A 16077-nucleotide genomic window follows, 5' to 3' on the forward strand; every position below is an offset into this window, starting at 1 on the left:
ACGATCATGGGAATCTTATCTGCCCAAAAAACATTATTCAACAGAAAGAAAATTGGTGTCTTTCTGCTTGATCATGCCATTGAAGTCATTCTGTTTACCCTGATCCTTGCACTGGCGCTGGGTGTCAATAATTTCATGACCTGGTCAAACTGGATGAATATCCTGCGTGCCAACTCCTTAAAAGGCGTGATCGCTTTTGGCATGACCATGGTGATTGTGGCCGGATTGATCGATCTGTCCATCGGTTCGACAGTTGCTCTTGCGGGTGTGATCACCGCCCGCTGTTGCCGTGACCTGACTGCTGGCGGCATGGACCTGACCACAGCATGCCTGATTGGTATGGGTCTCTCACTGGTGATGGCACTTGTTATTGGCTGGTTTCATGGATTCTTTCAACATAGAGCTGGAATGCCGCCTTTCATTGTCACCCTGGTTACATTGAATGCACTTTACGGTTTAGCCGGTATGGTTAGTGAAGGCTTCCCCATTGCCAACCAGTTCCCGGATTGGTTTAATTTTCTGGGCGGCGGTAGAATTCCGATTCCAGGATGGATCGTAAACCTTCTTGGAGGCGGAAAAATTGACGGCATTCCCGTTCCTGCTGTAGTCTTGATTGTTTCCTTTTTTATTGTCTGGTATTTTATGGGGTACACCACCACAGGCCGCGCCATTTATGCCACAGGCGGCAACCCAGAGTCAGCCCGTCTGAGCGGAATCAATGTGGGAAGAACCAAAATGATTTGCTTTATCGCTGTTCAAATCCTGGCTGTTATCTCAGGTTTTATGACATCCGGGCAGCTGCTGGCTGGATCATTCAGCTTCGGCCGCGGCTGGGAATTAGACGCCATTGCGGCAACTGTCATAGGCGGAACCAGCATGAACGGCGGCATTGGCAAGGTATGGGGAACCCTGCTGGGTGTGATCTTTATGGGTGTCATTTCAAATGGCATGACCCTGCTTAATTTTGATATTTATACACAATATGTGGTTCGCGGTTTTATCATGTTCCTGGCGGTTCTCATCAGTTCATACCAGGCGCAAATAAAAGCCTGATTGATTATCATCTCCAAAAATTCCCGGAAAAGTCCTTCCGGGAATTTTTCATATATTGGTTAAAGAAAACAGATATTTGTGCTATCCAAGGTAATTTCAATCAAAAAAAGAAAGTGAATGTTACCCTGCAAATTTGTTCATTAGAAAATACCAAAACCGGTCATTGCAGCATTGACAACGTATTCAAAACAGATAGAATAATCTGTGAACGTTTACAATGAAAATGATAATCTCATGTCAAAAGATTCCAGCCGTTCCCAGTTCAACTCCATAACCATCATTGATGTAGCCCGTGAAGCCGGTGTCTCCTATGGAACTGTATCGCGCGTAATCAATGATTCTCCCAACGTGAAAGAGGAAACCCGCGAGAGAGTTAAAGAGGTGATCGATCGGTTAGGTTTTGTGGGCAACCGCAACGCCCGCAGCCTGGTGAGCGGAAAATCTCATGTGATTGGCCTGCTCATACCTGACCTGGGAACAGCCTATATCGGCGAAATTATCCGGGGGATTGATTACGAGCTTGAATCCATTCAATACAATCTGATGCTTTATACAACCCATCGGCGAGAGATGAAGGAATCGGGGTACATTTCCTCCTTGATACAATCCGGTGTTGATGGGGTCATTTTAATTCTTCCACGCAATCCGGCCATCTATTTGGAAAAATTACGGTCACTGAACTTCCCTTATGTTCTGGTGGATCATCAGGGCATTGATGAGCAGGGTCCGGCTGTGGGAGCCACAAATTATCAGGGGGCATTTGATGCCACCGAATATTTACTCGAACTGGGGCACCGCCGGATCGCCTTTATCACCGGGACCATGGATCTGGGATGTTCGCAGGAACGTTTGCTTGGATATAAAGCAGCATTGCAAAAACATCAGATTCCTTTCACGCCGGAATGGGTCATCGAAGGTGACTTTGAACAGGCAACCGGATATTCTGGAGCACAGACCCTGATGTCACTGGTAAACCGGCCGACAGCAATTTTTGCCTCTAACGATATGATGGCCTTTGGCGTAATGAATGCCGTTCGCGATATGGGTTTGAAAATTCCGGGTGATATTTCCGTCATCGGTTTCGATGATATTTTTCAATCCAGCCAGACCATGCCAGGGCTTACAACTGTCCGTCAGCCATTGGAACAGATGGGACGTGAAGCCACCCGCATGCTCATTGCCATGATGAAAGAAAATACAATTAAACCTGGCAAGATCGAGCTGCCAACCCGGTTGGTGACTCGAGATTCATGCAAACCACTTGAAGCCATTCAGGGAAATTAAGTTCGGTTTCATTTATCTCTGTCTGGTACCATCAGAACATCTCTATCCTACAGAAAGACAAAATCTCATGAAAACATTATTCCTTGGTATCGATGTATCCACAACAGGCTCGAAAGCACTCCTCGTGGACGAACAGGGCAATGTTGCCGCAACAGCTGTCAACGAGCATTCCATATCCACCCCGAAACCACTGTGGTCAGAACAAGATCCGCAGGAATGGTGGACGGCGGCAGCAAAAAGCATTCGTGATGCTTTGAAACAAGCCGGAGTTTCCGGAGAAGCCGTCAAAGCCATCGGCCTGACTGGCCAGATGCACGGACTTGTGATGCTTGATGACAAAGGCACTGTTTTGCGCCCCGCCATTCTATGGAACGACCAGCGTACCGCTGAGGAATGTGAAGAAATCACTCAAAAAGTAGGATTTGATAAATTATTGCGGATCTGCGGAAATAAAGCCCTCACCGGCTTCACCGCACCCAAGATCCTGTGGGTTCGGAAACATGAACCTGAAGTTTATGCCCGTACAGCCCACATCTTGCTCCCGAAAGATTATGTACGCTATCGTCTCACCGGTGACTTCGCTGTGGATAAAGCCGATGGTTCAGGCATGATTCTGTTTGATTTGAACCGCCGTGATTGGTCACCTGACCTGCTTAAAACACTGGATATTCCGGAAAGCTGGCTGCCGAAAAGTTATGAAGGACCCGAAATAACCGGTGTAGTGAGTGCCAGCGCGGCTGAATTAACCGGATTGAAAGCCGGAACCCCGGTTGTTGGCGGCGGTGGAGACCAGGCCGCCCAGGCGGTTGGGGTGGGCGCCGTAACACCCGGCATTGTCGCCCTTACACTTGGCACATCCGGTGTGGTTTTTGCCACCACACCTTCACCTCTGATCGAACCTCAAGGCCGGCTGCATGCCTTTTGTCATTCCGTCCCCGGCGCGTGGCACTTTATGGGCGTCATGCTCTCGGCGGCCGGTTCATTGCGCTGGTATCGCGATACGCTCGCACCGGGTATGGGTTACGATGATCTGCTGGCACCGGCGGCAGATGTTCCTGCCGGCAGCGAAGGTTTGTTGTTCCTGCCGTACCTCACCGGCGAACGCACTCCATACCCTGATCCTTTGGCCCGCGGTGCCTTCGTGGGACTCACCATCCGGCATACCAAAGCTCATATGACCCGTTCAGTCATCGAAGGTGTCTCTTTTGGTTTGCGTGACTCAATGGAATTGATAAAAAATGCCGGTCTGGGAGCCATCAATCAGGTGCGTGTTTCCGGTGGCGGTGCACGCAGTCCGTTGTGGCGTCAGATGTTGTCTGATGTAATGGACAGCGAGCTGGTCACCGTCAACACTACAGAAGGGGCTGCGTTTGGCGCCGCCCTACTGGCGGGTGTAGGTGCCGGAACCTGGAAATCTGTAGAAGAAAGCTGCAACGCCACCATTAAAACAATGGAAAAAACCACACCCGATAGAGCATCTGTAAAAATCTACGAAAGCTATTATCAACAGTACACAGCGTTATATCCGGCACTTAAACCTTCATTTGATGGTGTGGCTGCGCTGTAACCTGCCTTACTCAGTAAAGAATAGGAACCCTACTTTATGACAGACGCACAAACAGACACACCCCTTTACCTCGATACCACCCGGCCAGTGGAAGAACGAGCCAGGGATCTGATCTCACGAATGACCCTGGAAGAGAAGGTCAGTCAGATGCGCAACAGCGCCGAGGCCATAGACCGGCTGGGAATTCCGGCCTATGATTACTGGAATGAAGGGCTGCACGGTGTTGGTCGTAATGGCCGTGCAACAGTCTTCCCGCAAGCCATTGGAATGGCTGCCACCTGGGATACTGATCTTATTTACCGAGTTGCCACAGCCATCAGCACAGAAGGTCGGGCGAAATATCATGAAACTTTGCGCCGGTGTGGAAACACTATTATTTATCAAGGCTTAACGTTCTGGTCGCCCAATGTAAACATTTTCCGTGATCCGAGGTGGGGACGCGGACAGGAAACCTGGGGAGAAGACCCTTTTCTGACAGGAGAGATGGGTGCGGCTTTTGTTCATGGCATGCAGGGAGATGATCCGCATTATTTACGAACGGCCGCCTGTGCCAAACATTACGCCGTTCACAGCGGCCCCGAAGATGAGCGACACACCTTTGATGCCAATGTGACCCGGCGCGAACTTTTCGATACCTATCTGCCAGCCTTCAAGAAACTGGTTACGGAAGCGAATGTCGAAATTGTGATGGGCGCCTACAACCGCTTGTATGGCATTCCCTGCTGTGCATCTCCCTTATTGATTCAGGAAATACTGCGCGATAAATGGGGATTCAAAGGCCATTTTGTTTCGGATTGTGGTGCACTGGCAGATTTCCACCAGACTCACGGTTATACAAAAGACGTCGTGGAATCGGCCGGGGTAGCCCTGAAAGCTGGCTGCGACCTGAGTTGTGTTTGCACGTACGAACATCTGCCCGAAGCCATTGAGCGTGGTCTGATCACAGAAAAAGATATTGACGAATCACTGATACGCACGTACACCACCCGGTTCAAACTGGGTATGTTTGACCCGGTTGAAAAAGTGCCGTACGCCGCTATTCCCATGGACGTAGTCGGATGCGAAGAACACCGACAACTGGCCTATGAAGCGGCTGTAAAATCTATGGTTTTATTAAAAAACCGCAATAATATTCTGCCGCTGAAAAAAGAAACCCGCGATATCTATGTAGTCGGTCCCAATGCGGCCAATCTGGATTGCCTTCTGGGCAGTTACTTTGGAATAAATGACCACATGGTTACTGCACTGGAAGGTCTGTCGCTCCGTGCACCTGAAGGTACCAAGGTGGAGTATAAAATGGGTTCATTGCTGGCACAACAAAGTGCCAATCCTTTCGATTGGTCGCTGGAAGCCGCTCCGGCAGCCGATGTAACCATTGCCTGTATGGGGTTGGCTCCTGTGCTAGAAGGTGAAGAAGGGGATGCGCTGCTCTCTGCAAAGAGTGGCGATCGCGAAAGTCTGTCCCTCCCGGCTCCTCAGGTGGACTATATCAAAAAACTGGTGGTCCGGGGAGCACGGATCGTACTGGTGATTTTCAGTGGAAGCCCCGTGGTACTGGGAGAACTGGAAGATATGGTAGAAGCCATAATTCAGGTCTGGTATCCGGGTGAAGAGGGTGGCAAAGCTCTGGCAGATGTGTTATTCGGGAACGCAACACCTTCCGGTAAACTACCGATCACCTTTCCCGCTTCCCTTTCACAACTACCGGCGTTCAATGATTACAGTATGAATAACCGGACATACCGGTACTCCAAAGAAACGCCAGCCTTCCCGTTTGGTTTCGGGCTAAGTTATACCAAATTTACATACAATCAATTGATTTTGCATGAGACCAATGTTAAAATGGGTCAACCACTTGAACTTAAGTTCAATATCACCAATGCAGGCGATGTTGAAGCAGAGGAAGTGGCGCAGATTTACCTGACAGATGTAAAGGCTTCCACCATTGTTCCTCAGTACAAATTAATAGGTTTCAAACGGATTCATTTACAGCCTGGTGAAACACGTACAGTTCCATTTACGGTAACCCCAGAAATGATGATGTTCATAAATGATAACGGCGACCCTATTCTGGAACCTGGAGATTTTGTAGTGCACGTAGGTGGAAGTTCGCCAAGTCAACGGGCTGTTGACCTGGGATTGCAGGCGAATCTGACAGCAAGTTTTAACCTTTCCTGATTCGAGTTGGAAGGGGGTAGACCGACTCCTTCTTGTGTACTCCACCACCATTTAGGGCATGGTGGTGGAGTATTTTAAGGGACAAATAGCATTATTAAAGAGTTACCTTTGTAACAATTTGTACATAATTGGTGGATTCAGAAAGAAAACCTGTTGACAAAGTACTTCCTGTTGTTATAATATTTTTGTAAACGCTTCCAAATCCGCGATACTTCAGCACTCGCTATATTTCAAAATCAAATAGGGTTTCAAGTGGGAAATGTTTTTGATTGAGATAATGTAAACGTTTCCATGCAATAGATTGGTTTTTAATCCGCTTATCGTTTACAAATTATCGTAAACGCTTACGTGCCTGAATAAATGAAAGAACACCTGGGTAATGAAATCGTCGAGTCTGGTTTCCAACAATGTCACCATTTTTGAGGTCGCCTCACAGGCAGGTGTCTCGTATGGAACCGTCTCTCGCGTCCTGAATCAAGACCAGCATGTGAAAGCGGAAACCCGCGAACGCGTAATGAAAACTATCCGGGATCTGGGGTATGTAGTCAATCGTCAGGCTCGCAGTCTGGCTGGAGGGAAAACCCACATCATTGGTATTCTGGTTCCCGATCTGGGTACCGGCTATATTGGTGAGATTATTCAGGGAATTAACACTGAATTACAGATTGCATCCTATGACCTGATGCTCTATACCACCCACCGTACTCCTGTTCTGGAGGCAGATTATGTAGCCAGCCTGGCCCAGGGCATGGTGGATGGTTTACTTTTGGTCTTGCCCCGCAATCCTGAAGATTACATCGGCATTTTGAATTCACGTCATTTTCCTTTTGTTCTGATCGATCATCAAGGAATCGGACAGAACTGCCCTGCTGTCGGTGCAACCAACTGGCAGGGCGCTTACAATGCCACAGAATATCTGATCCAACTCGGGCATACACGGATTGGCTTCATTACAGGTTGGATGGATCTGGGGGCGGCAGTGGACAGGTTGGAGGGATACAAAGCTGCACTCTGGGCACACCACATCCCTTTCACCGAAGACCTGGTCCGACAAAGCACCTTCCATCAATTGGATGGATACAACTGCGCCATGGACCTGCTGAATCAGCCTGTCCCTCCTACCGCGATTTTTGCATCCAATGATGTGATGGCGTTTGGTGCCATGGATGCCGTTCGAGAAAAAGGCCAGCGGATACCAGAAGATATTTCCATTGTCGGGTTTGATGATATTCCGCAGGCCAGCATCATCCACCCGGCATTAACAACTGTGCGCCAACCTCTGCGTAATATGGGGAATGTGGCCACACAGATGCTTCTTGAGCTTTTAAAAAATCCAGACACACCAACAAAGCGGATTGAATTACCCACAGGGCTGGTAGTGCGTGACTCCTGTCAGCCTCCCCGCGGTTGATTGATAAAAAGGAGGTGATTTTACACTTTTCCGTTGTTGCAATAGAGAATTTTTCTCATACCTCAATGTACTATCAAAAAAAGGAGAAGGATGTTATGCGTAACAAATTGTTTAAGTTAGTCAGCATTCTCATGATTGCCATGTTCGTTCTGGCAGCCGCTCCGGCCCCGGCCGTTTATGCTGCCCCCGCCAAAGCCGATAAAGTCAAGATCACCTGGTGGCACATTTCCACCAAAGATCCCGCCCTGTCGGACTGGAAAAAGATGGCCGATGACTACATGAAAGCCCATCCGAATGTGGAAATCGAAATCACCGTTCTTGAAAACGAAGCCTTCAAGACCAAATTGACCACCGTTATGCAGTCTGGTGAAGTTCCTGATATCTTCCAGAGCTGGGGTGGTGCCGGTCTGTCTGAACAGATCGATGCCGGTCTGTTGAAAGACATCACCGCTGACCTCGATGCCAACAATGGTGAATGGCGCAAGACCTTCGCTCCCGCCGCTCTGGCCGTGTTCGCCAAAGATGGCAAGAACTACGGTGTGCCGTGGGACATGGGTGCTGTTACCTGGTGGTACAACAAAGACCTGTTCGCCAAAGCCAAAATCGACAAAGAACCCGCTACCTGGTCTGAATTCCTGGCCGATGTCAAGAAATTGAAAGACGCTGGTATCACCCCGATTTCCGTAGGTGAAGGTCACACCTGGACCGGTATGCACATCTGGTCATACCTGGCCACCCGCATTGGCGGCGAAAAAGCCTTCAAAGCTGCCCTGGATCGCTCTGGTTCCTTCGCTGATCCCGCTTTCGTAAAAGCCGGTGAAGAACTGAAGAAACTCATCGATATGAAACCCTTCCAGGAAGGTTTCTTGAGCGCCACGCATGATGAAATGCAGGCCACCTTCGGTAACGGCGAAGCTGCCATGGAACTTGGTGGACAGTGGTCTCCTAGCGTGCAGGCTGCCAACAGCAAAGACAAGAAGGGTGTCAAGAATCTTGGCATGTTCGGTTTCCCGGCTGTTGAAGGTGGTGCTGGTGATGGTTCCGATGTGGTCGGTGGCGGCAATGGTTTCGCCATTGGCAAGAATGCTTCCCCCGAAGCCATCGATTTCGTCAAATACCTGACCAATAAAGACAACCAGACCATTATCGCTGCTTCCGGAACAGGCATCCCTGTAGTTGCCGGCGCCGAAGCTGGTCTGAAAGACCCCAACATGAAGATGGTCCAGAAGACTTTCGCCAGCGCGAAATACTTCCAGCTGTACTACGATCAGTTCCTGCCCTCCCTCGTTGGTGGCGCCATCAACGACAATGTCCAGAAACTCTTCGCCGGTACCGCTTCTCCTGAAGAGGTTGCCAAAGCGATTGAAGCTTCTGCTGCAGAAAACATCACCAAGAAATAAGCTGTAATTTTTGAAACAGGTGCGCGGATGGATATAAAAATCTATCCCGCACCTGTTCTTTGTAAATACGCCAGATGTGTAGTTTCTCAGGCGCTGGAATATGCTACAGTATTCAGGTGGAACAGTGCCTCGGGAACGATATTCGGAAATCCGGTTGGTTGAATCCTCCGAATAGAAATAACCAGAAAGAGATCCCCATGCAATCATTTCCTACCAGTCCAAATGTATCCAAAAATCCCCGCCCTCCGCTTTTATCTCGCAAAACAAAAGACGGTCTTGGTATCGCCCTGTTTCTTGCACCCGCACTTATTTTGTTTGTTCTTTTCCTGATATATCCCATTATTCGATCGGTTTATTACAGTACATTCAATTGGAACGGACTTGGACCGGCTACAAAGTACATCGGGATCAACAATTACATCAAGATTCTCTCCGATAAAGTCTTTATGCAGGCTGTACAAAATGTCCTGGTGATCATTGTATGTTCACTGGCCATTCAACTTCCACTGGCAATGCTTCTTGCTGTTCTGGTTGGCCGTGATTTACCCGGACGAGGCATTTTCCGCACAATCTTCTTCCTTCCATACGTCCTTTCAGAAGTCAACGCCGCCATCATGTGGATGCTGCTCTTTAATGCCAATCCACAACGCGGCCTTATAAATGGTGTTCTGGTAGCACTCGGTTTACCAGCTGTTGCCTGGCTGGCAGATATGCGAGTTGTTCTCTTTGCAATTTTTATCACCCTAACCTGGAAATATTTCGGCTTCCACATGCTTCTTTACCTTACCGGGTTGCAGAATATTCCCACAGAAATTGAGGAAGCCGCCCGCATGGACGGAGCTAATGCTTTTCAGAATTTCTTCTATATAACACTTCCTCTTTTGAGCAGTCCGATCAGGACATCGGTTTATATGTCTGTACTGGGCTCCATCCAGCAATTTATTGTGGTCTGGATTATGACCGGGGGTGGACCCGTCAACGCCAGCGAAACCATGGCTACATATATGTACCGCTTTGGTTTTGTACGCTTCCAACTGGGATATGGTTCCGCCGTGACCATCATCATGTTCATACTGTGTGTGATCTTCTCTCTGATCTACCAGCAGTTGACCAAAAAACCCGATTACCTTACCGGACTTTAGAAAGGCTTGTTGACATGCAAAGAGTGCTAATTACCCCCAAATGGATGCGGAAAGCGGTTCCCCGTTTCTTTCAATACCTCATTTTAATCATTGCCTCGATTCTGATCTTTGTTCCAATCGTGATCCTGATGTTCGGGAGCGTTAAGACGACAGGTCAGATGTATTCACGACCTTATGATATTCCCAATCCGCCCCAGTGGGACAATATCATTAACATTTTGACAACGCCCGCTTTCTGGGGCATGATGAAAAACAGTCTTATTGTTATGATCTCAACTACCACAGGCACTGTCATCATCTGTGCGATGGTCGCTTTTGTTTTGGCACGGCTTGAATTCCGTGGTAAGAACTTTATTTTCAATCTGTTTACCCTGGGGTTGATGTTCCCGATTAATGTTGCCATTCTGCCCGTTTATTTTGTCCTCCGGCAGATTACCCAGATGGGTATTCCCCTAATTAATACTCTGATCGGAGTCATTCTGGTTCAGATTGCCTTCCAACTTTCTGGTAATATTTTGATCCTGAAAGGATTTTTCACGGCTGTACCGACTGAATTACAGGATGCCGCCTATATTGACGGCTGCAACAATTTCGACTTCTTCTGGCGCATCATGCTGCCGCTGGTCAAACCATCACTGGCGGCCGTGGCAGCTCTGGTGATGATTGTCAGTTGGAACGATTTGCTTGTACCCCTGATTGTGTTAAACAGCAACACACTCTGGACGTTGCCGTTGGGAACCATGCAGTTCCAGGGTCAATATGGTCAGGATCTGGCGCTGATATCAGCATTTGTTATGTTATCCTCCATACCAACCATTGTTTTCTACTTTTTCGCCGAGAAACAGATTGTGGCAGGTTTGACTGCCGGCGCTGTCAAAGGGTAAAACGCTCTTCGCATTCTCTTATCGTTGCAGACCCAAGCCGGATGACCGCCATGATCATCCGGCTTTTTAATCAGGACAAATTAATATGGAATCTACTCATATCACACTCCATCCCGATTTCTCTATTTCTCCGGTTGATCCGCGTATCTTTGGTGGCTTTCTTGAGCACCTGGGAAGGGCGGTTTATCAGGGAATTTACCAACCCGACTCCAGACACGCAGATGAGAATGGCTTTCGTTCTGATGTGTTACAGGCTCTGAAAGCTCTGCGATTGACCACCATGCGGTATCCGGGTGGGAATTTTTCTTCAGGATATCACTGGATGGATGGAATCGGCCCCAAAGACCAGCGCCCCACCTTGAACGATCTTGCCTGGGCGAGTATTGAACCCAACCAGTTCGGCACAGATGAGTTCTTGAAACTTTGCCGATTGATGAATTGGGAACCCATGCTGGCCTGCAATCTGGGTACTGGAACCCCCGAAGAAGCCCGCAACTGGGTGGAATACTGCAATCTCCCTGGTGGAACGAAATTTGCCAATTTGCGGGTGCGAAATGGTTCCGTTGATCCTTCCAGGGTAAATCTATGGTGCCTCGGCAACGAAATGGACGGCCCCTGGCAATTGGGACACGTTCCAGCCGGTCAATATGCCCTGCGGGCACAACAGGCAGCCAAGATGATGAAAGACGCGGATCCGGATATCAAATTCACCGTCTGTGGAAGCTGTACGGTCGATTTACCCACATATCTTGAATGGGATAAAGAAGTGCTGGATTATGTGGGTGACTATGCCGATTACATCAGTCTGCATCGGTATGCTGTCAACCGGGGAAACCTGCCAGATTACCTGGCCAGCATTGCCGGTATTGACCGACAGATTGAAGAAGTCGATGCCGTTTGCCGTTTTATTCAGGCAAAACGGAAAAGTCATAAGCGCACTTACTTGAGTTTTGATGAGTGGAATGTTTGGTACCGTACCACCGGTCCGGAGTTTACCAATGGACGGGGAAAATTTGCTGCGCATTTATTGGAGGAAGAATTTGACCTATCGGATGCCCTGGTAGTTGCCGGATTTCTGAACAGTTTTATCCGTCACGCAGATTCGGTGAAAATGGCCAGTCTGGCACAGGTGGTTAATGCCATTGCCCCCATTTTGACCCGCGGCGATGATCTTCTTTTGCAATCCACGTATTACCCGCTGTTGATGTTTGCCAACCGTCGGGATGGACTGGCCATGCAAATGAGAATTTCAGGGCCGAATTATCCAAATGATATATATGGGAACATCAATTATCTCGATGGCAGTGCCATCTGGAATGAAAGTACATTACACCTGTTTTTGATCAATCGCAGCCTGAACGAAATGTCTGATGCCATTGTAGATTTCAATGCCATGATCCAGTCAGTTGAATCAGCTGAAGTATTGACCGCCAGACAGGCAACCAGTGCCAATTCGTTTGAAAATCCGAATGAGGTTTGTGCCAGATCATTTGATTCTATAAAGGTCAAGAATGGCCGTGCGGAACTCACTCTGCCGCCGCTTTCCTTTGCAGCCATAACATTCCAGTTATTCTAGGAAGATTCTTTTTCACCGGCTATCACCGGCGTTAATAATTCGGCGGTTCTGAGGAAATCCTGATATTCCATTTCCGCCTGTTGTTGGGCAGCTATGCGTTTCTCATTAATCACGTCCATATTCTTACCCAGGAGATCTACCAGTTGTTGATCCACCCGATGATTTTTGGATGCCTCCTGTAAAAAACTCAGGGCCTTATCTGGAGATAATCCTTTGCGATATGGGCGATTTTCGGTTAAAGCGGTAAAAATGTCTGCCACAGAGACGATTCTTGAGCCGAGCGGTAGGTCTGACTCTGTAAGGTGAAATGGATAACCCTTTCCATCCATGCTTTCATGATGATAAGCACTCCATAGGCGCACAACATCCAAAATTTGAAGCGTTTCCATGATGCGAAAGGTGTGATAGGTATGGCGGCGGATTGTTTCGAATTCAGTTGAAGTCAGTTTGTCAGGTTTCTCTAAAATTTCAGCCGGGATGGCCAGTTTACCCAGATCATGCAGTAGCCCGGCAAGATGTAACATCCGGCAATCCAGAATCCCCAGACCGTATAACTGTCCAAGCTCTTTGGCACAGGTAGCTACACCAACAGAATGAGTGGATGTATACGGGCTGCGGAAATCGATGATCCGTCTAAAAAGGTTAGAAAACCCTTTGAATTCTTCATCTGTAATGGATAAAACCTGCCAGTCCAACCGCCGGCGCATGGTATTCAATGACAGGTAATAAACTGTGTCCAGCCAGAAGGCCTCGCGTTTAGACAGGGATATGAATCCTTCGAACCATAACGGATGGAACCGGTCGCCAACCTGCGATTGGATACGCTCCACGATTCCATCCACTTGATCCAATACCTCCATATTGGGATCGATTAACACAGCGATCCTGTCAGCCAGATGTAACAGATGACTGTAAGGAGAAACGGGAATCCCATTCAAGTTGGCACCTTCACCATTCTTCCAGGAGACGTGATGAAATCGCACAATTTCCGCTGCTTCAGCCAACGGCTGGAAGGATTTCAATAATAAATAGCCGCGAATGGGATGTCCGTATGGATCCTGATATTCAAAATCCAGAGCTCCCAGCCGGTCCTGGCGGGTCAGACCGCCCACATCATGCAATGCGGCAGCAATAACGATATTCTTGATAACCTCCTCGGGCAGACCCAGTTGCACAGCTAAACCATAGGCGATCTGAGCGGTTCGCCGGTGATGGTCGGCTACCAGAGGGCTAACCAGATCAACGGCTTCTGAGATACAAAGAACCAGATCAAATATCGAGGCTGTTGGATGGTGTTCTTCCATACGGTTCCTAATTTAGATTTCATTTCATTTGGTAGAGTTTTTCACAGGCTCCCAATACATCACGAAAAACGGATGATGGTACTGCTACATTTGATGCACCTTCTCAAATACCTGCAACGTAGATACGGCTTTATTCGTTATCAAGGTAAAAAACCATCTTTTTTAAATCGGCTTCTGCTTTTCCTATTTTCTCTTTATACACTTCCACCTGTCGACTCAAGGATGAACCCGGGTGACTGGCTTTATAACCGGCTTCCATTTGACTCATCCAGGCCTGTAATTGCGTTTTTTCAGGTGATGGATATGTTCCACAGAATGTGATTTGTTCTATTGGCAATCGCGGCGGCATGGGCGGGTAAATGTCTCGTGCATAACCAAACACGATGGTAGTCAATGGGATCACACCGCCGGGTAAGCCAAGCATCTCTTTCAGGTATCCAACATCCAACAAGCCCGTCCGCCCGGTTTCAGACAGCATGACAGACGATACGCCTAACGCCTCAGCCGCTATCGTCATATTCATGGCAGCCAGAGAAGCATTCATGACGGCAGTTGTATATTCCACCAGAGGACTGTATGGGAAAACATCCATTACCTGTTTAAGTCGGTATGTATCCGCCAGGATGATCACAGCCCTGCGGGCATTGAATGGAATGGTTCGTCCGAAAATCTTTTTCCAGTCAGCCGATGTAAAAACCACAAACGACCAGGTCTGTAAATTGACCGTTGACGGCGCCACCCGTCCGGCTTCAAGAATGGCGGAAAAAACATCTGCCGGAATCTCTTCTCCATTAAATGACCGGATACTCCGCCTGTTGAGGATTACCTGTATCAATTTGTTCTCTTTAAGGGATACAGGAATTTGAGGTCTCCCTTTCAACAGTCGGAAAAGATTGACAAGGAATGTTCCCATTCCAGCACTGTCGCTCATGAAGAGACGTTTTCCTCTTTCTTTTCCAGCACAGAGATAAAGCCGCCAAACTGCCGGTATTCATCCAACCGGCAAGAATTTACAAATTTACCATCATAGATGGTGATATCAGGGCAGCTGTCACACATATCAGCGCGCCCATCCGGCAGCAGGTCAGGCGCCTGGATGATGCCAATACTCTGCATGTTCACGCTCTCAAATACTTTACCGGGATGTTTAATTACATCGCGGAGCCGGTTCTTCCAGGCTTGCCGCAGGGTTTTATCCCAGGGTGCCAGCAAGAAAATTTTCGGTCCAATTCTGGCTGTAGAAAGATAAGCCAGATACCGGCCGGTATACCAGTGGTGACCAATCTGCGCCACTTCCATGGTCTTTTTTCCCACGGAACCATAGGCCTTATCCTTCCCTCCCACCAGGGCACCAATAAGCCATTTGTAACTATCATGCCGTATGCTGCCGCCCAGATAACCAGAGGCTTCATATTCAGGAAAATTATCTTTGATAATTTGATAGACTTCATTGGATGTGATGAATTTCTCATCAAATCGATCGCGTGTGTAGCTGAGTTTACTGAGGTCAACCTGTTGATCTCGGATGTCAATTCCAACGCTGTCGTCCAACGTCATGGTACGGTAGGTGATAAAAACCAAACCCTGCACTTTTTCAAAATTTTGCTGCCCCCAGCGGACTACATCAGGAATCTCATGGTAGGTGGACGGATAAACTGTGGAATTAAACACCAGATACAGGCCGCCTTCCCGGCTAACCATATCCGCATACATCTGGCGCAGGTCATTGAGTTCCTTTTCTGTCTTATTGTTCCAATGAGGCCGGTTCTGGTGACTGTCAATGTGCATGGTGAATCCTGCCAGTCCAGCCTTCTTTAATTCATGCAATAGGTCGGGTGTGAGAGCCAATCCGTTGGTCAGTATGACAGGCTTGATCCCCTGCTGTTTCATAAAAGCCACCAGGTCAATAATTTGCGGATAAATCAACGGCTCACCGCCCGCTATGGAGAAATTATCAGGGTTGCGCCATTTCTTGAAGAAAAGCACTTCCTCTTTCAATTGTTCCAGCGATTTGTGGCCGGTTTTATACTGGCGATAGCAACCTTCGCAGTGAATATTACAGATATCGGTGATCTCAATCCAGGCAATAGGATTGTCATTCATCGACCAGGGCAGACGGTAAAAATCACGTTTTTCAAGCATTGCTCCTCCCAGTATGAAAAAACGGATTTATGGGCTGCAGCGGGCAGTCAGATCACCTGCCGGGTTGTATATATTCCTAATCATACCCAATATGGAACTTTATTCAAAGTGTGGATTTTTATCATTTATTGAGAAA

General features: G+C 48.1%; 12 protein-coding genes. 9 read left to right on the forward strand and 3 right to left on the reverse strand.

Annotated features, from left to right (window positions below; all coding sequences use genetic code 11):
- The first annotated feature begins 6 nt into the window (after positions 1-6).
- From LTAR_RS11435 to LTAR_RS11475, 9 genes are all read left to right on the forward strand, one after another.
- Positions 7-1053 (forward strand): ABC transporter permease, encoded by a 1047-nt coding sequence (locus LTAR_RS11435; protein WP_062422373.1) that lies wholly within the window; start codon positions 7-9, stop codon positions 1051-1053.
- Positions 1054-1287: 234 nt separating this feature from the next.
- Positions 1288-2337, forward strand: a complete 1050-nt coding sequence (locus tag LTAR_RS11440) for a LacI family DNA-binding transcriptional regulator (RefSeq protein WP_062422374.1) — start codon at positions 1288-1290, stop codon at positions 2335-2337.
- Positions 2338-2404: 67 nt separating this feature from the next.
- Entirely contained in the window at positions 2405-3904 is a 1500-nt protein-coding gene (xylB, locus tag LTAR_RS11445; protein WP_062422375.1) for a xylulokinase, read from the forward strand.
- Between the two features lie 36 nt (positions 3905-3940).
- Positions 3941-6082, forward strand: coding sequence for a glycoside hydrolase family 3 C-terminal domain-containing protein (locus LTAR_RS11450; protein WP_062422376.1), 2142 nt, complete (start codon positions 3941-3943; stop codon positions 6080-6082).
- Positions 6083-6461: 379 nt separating this feature from the next.
- Complete coding sequence (locus LTAR_RS11455; protein WP_062422377.1) at positions 6462-7493, forward strand: LacI family DNA-binding transcriptional regulator; 1032 nt, start codon at positions 6462-6464, stop codon at positions 7491-7493.
- Positions 7494-7588: 95 nt separating this feature from the next.
- Positions 7589-8893, forward strand: a complete 1305-nt coding sequence (locus LTAR_RS11460) for an extracellular solute-binding protein (protein ID WP_062422378.1) — start codon at positions 7589-7591, stop codon at positions 8891-8893.
- A 197-nt stretch (positions 8894-9090) separates the two neighbouring features.
- A complete protein-coding gene (locus tag LTAR_RS11465; protein ID WP_062422379.1) occupies positions 9091-10035 on the forward strand; it encodes a carbohydrate ABC transporter permease in 945 nt (314 codons plus the stop codon).
- A gap of 14 nt (positions 10036-10049) precedes the next feature.
- Positions 10050-10919, forward strand: coding sequence for a carbohydrate ABC transporter permease (locus LTAR_RS11470; protein WP_062422380.1), 870 nt, complete (start codon positions 10050-10052; stop codon positions 10917-10919).
- A gap of 85 nt (positions 10920-11004) precedes the next feature.
- Positions 11005-12495 (forward strand): alpha-N-arabinofuranosidase, encoded by a 1491-nt coding sequence (locus LTAR_RS11475; protein WP_062422381.1) that lies wholly within the window; start codon positions 11005-11007, stop codon positions 12493-12495.
- Here LTAR_RS11475 and LTAR_RS11480 read toward each other — a convergent pair.
- The 3 genes from LTAR_RS11480 to LTAR_RS11490 all read right to left on the reverse strand — a co-directional run bounded on the left by LTAR_RS11480 (position 12492) and on the right by LTAR_RS11490 (position 15941).
- Entirely contained in the window at positions 12492-13799 is a 1308-nt protein-coding gene (locus LTAR_RS11480; RefSeq protein WP_062422382.1) for an HD domain-containing phosphohydrolase, read from the reverse strand. The two genes, LTAR_RS11475 and LTAR_RS11480, sit on opposite strands and share 4 nt — an antisense overlap.
- Positions 13800-13929: 130 nt before the next feature.
- Positions 13930-14730 (reverse strand): nitroreductase family protein, encoded by an 801-nt coding sequence (locus LTAR_RS11485; protein WP_062422383.1) that lies wholly within the window; start codon positions 14728-14730, stop codon positions 13930-13932.
- The gene (locus LTAR_RS11490; RefSeq protein WP_062422384.1) at positions 14727-15941 is read right to left on the reverse strand and encodes a radical SAM protein; all 1215 of its coding nucleotides are present in this window, start codon (positions 15939-15941) and stop codon (positions 14727-14729) included. The genes LTAR_RS11485 and LTAR_RS11490 overlap by 4 nt, the downstream gene beginning before the upstream one ends.
- Positions 15942-16077: the final 136 nt, after the last annotated feature.

The organism is Leptolinea tardivitalis, assembly GCF_001050275.1.
Classification (GTDB): Bacteria; Chloroflexota; Anaerolineae; order Anaerolineales; family Anaerolineaceae; genus Leptolinea; species Leptolinea tardivitalis.

Excerpts from the sequence above, each read along its gene's own strand:
- LTAR_RS11475 (WP_062422381.1), top strand. The coding sequence starts at position 11,005 with ATGGAATCTACTCATATCACACTCCATCCCGATTTCTCTATTTCTCCG.
- LTAR_RS11465 (WP_062422379.1), top strand. The coding sequence starts at position 9,091 with ATGCAATCATTTCCTACCAGTCCAAATGTATCCAAAAATCCCCGCCCT.
- xylB (WP_062422375.1), top strand. The coding sequence starts at position 2,405 with ATGAAAACATTATTCCTTGGTATCGATGTATCCACAACAGGCTCGAAA.
- LTAR_RS11455 (WP_062422377.1), top strand. The coding sequence starts at position 6,462 with ATGAAATCGTCGAGTCTGGTTTCCAACAATGTCACCATTTTTGAGGTC.
- LTAR_RS11480 (WP_062422382.1), bottom strand. The coding sequence starts at position 13,799 with ATGGAAGAACACCATCCAACAGCCTCGATATTTGATCTGGTTCTTTGT.
- LTAR_RS11450 (WP_062422376.1), top strand. The coding sequence starts at position 3,941 with ATGACAGACGCACAAACAGACACACCCCTTTACCTCGATACCACCCGG.
- LTAR_RS11490 (WP_062422384.1), bottom strand. The coding sequence starts at position 15,941 with ATGCTTGAAAAACGTGATTTTTACCGTCTGCCCTGGTCGATGAATGAC.
- LTAR_RS11460 (WP_062422378.1), top strand. The coding sequence starts at position 7,589 with ATGCGTAACAAATTGTTTAAGTTAGTCAGCATTCTCATGATTGCCATG.
- LTAR_RS11435 (WP_062422373.1), top strand. The coding sequence starts at position 7 with ATGGGAATCTTATCTGCCCAAAAAACATTATTCAACAGAAAGAAAATT.
- LTAR_RS11470 (WP_062422380.1), top strand. The coding sequence starts at position 10,050 with ATGCAAAGAGTGCTAATTACCCCCAAATGGATGCGGAAAGCGGTTCCC.
- LTAR_RS11440 (WP_062422374.1), top strand. The coding sequence starts at position 1,288 with ATGTCAAAAGATTCCAGCCGTTCCCAGTTCAACTCCATAACCATCATT.
- LTAR_RS11485 (WP_062422383.1), bottom strand. The coding sequence starts at position 14,730 with ATGAGCGACAGTGCTGGAATGGGAACATTCCTTGTCAATCTTTTCCGA.